Origin of the sequence: Butyricicoccus sp., assembly GCF_050872565.1 — a bacterium.
In the GTDB taxonomy this organism is placed as follows: Bacteria; Bacillota; Clostridia; order Oscillospirales; family Butyricicoccaceae; genus Butyricicoccus_A.
In genome coordinates this window covers 1-1,199 of the sequence record NZ_JBNMHC010000503.1, presented here as the reverse complement: position 1 = coordinate 1,199, position 1,199 = coordinate 1, and the positions used below count along the sequence as shown (strand labels likewise).

The following is a 1,199-nucleotide window of genomic DNA, read 5'->3' as shown; positions in this document are numbered from 1 at the left end:
TAATACACCGTGCGAATCCGCGCATTGATAATCGCACCGGCGCACATGGGGCACGGTTCCAGCGTCACATACAAATCGCACTTGTGCAGCCGCCAGCCGCCCAATTTTTTACACGCTTTTCCAATCGCTTCGATTTCCGCATGAGACAGCGCGGTCTTTTTGCTCTCCCGCCGATTTCTGCCGCGTCCGACAATTTTTCCGTCACACACAATGACACAGCCAACTGGAACCTCGCCTTCTTCTGCCGATTTTTGTGCCAGCTTGAGGGCTGCTTTCATAAACTTTTCCTGTTCTGTTTGCATTTACAGCACCTCCAAATTGCCGGATATAAAATAAATGGTCAGTGCGAGTACAATCCATACCGGGACACTGGTCAAAATTGTCAGCGTCATTCGTCCCGGCGTCAAAGCACTGCGGATGCCAAATGTGCCGTCCCAAATTGGCTTCCATTCTCTGCGCCGCACGAACAAAATCACACCAGCAGCTCCTAAGAGAAGCTCCAGCAGATTGACCGGCACAGCGACCATAGCACCAATCACATGATGATACGCGTAGCTTGCATTGATGATAATATACACGCTATTGACGGCAAAATGCGCCACCATAGACGGCAAAAGCGAACCATATCGGCGGCGAATATATCCGCCAATCACGCCAAATCCACACGCCAGCGGAAAAATCTCCAAGCTGTCATGCGCCAGCCAAAAGCACACCGCGGTAAACGCAATCGCGCCCCATGTTCCCATCGACCGCACAGCCGTATTGAGAAAGAAGCCGCGATAGCACAGCTCTTCGACGATTGGCGGAACAATCGCCGTGGCGAGAAACTGTATGAGAAATGCTTCTCCGCTATCCGGCAGGACATAAGCAGAGGATGGTTCTGTCAATCCATATTGGTTGAGAACACCCTCTATGCCGATGCCCAGCCAACCAGCAACAATGGACCATCCCAGCGTCAGCCCCAATGTCATGAGATAAACTTCTGCACTCGGCTTTCCTCTTCCCATCAAATCGCGAAAGGACATGCCGGACAATTTTGCACCGACAGCGAACGGAAGGACAAAAATCAGCAAATAGGTCAGCATATCTTCCATCTCATAGAGAAACGAGCCTTCTGCCGCCTGTGGAAACAGCGGCATAATCGGATACAGCAGACAATTGATTCCCATCTCCGCAAGAGTTGTCAGTGCAATAATATC

Annotated in this window: 2 protein-coding genes; both read right to left on the bottom strand. The window is 51.0% G+C overall.

The window, feature by feature from the left end; genetic code table 11:
- Nucleotides 1-302: nucleoside deaminase (locus ACR0P9_RS12930; protein WP_432620782.1), on the bottom strand; the 302-nt coding region annotated here is incomplete at its 3' end.
- Nucleotides 303-1,199: CPBP family intramembrane glutamic endopeptidase (locus ACR0P9_RS12925; protein ID WP_432620780.1), on the bottom strand; the 897-nt coding region annotated here is incomplete at its 5' end.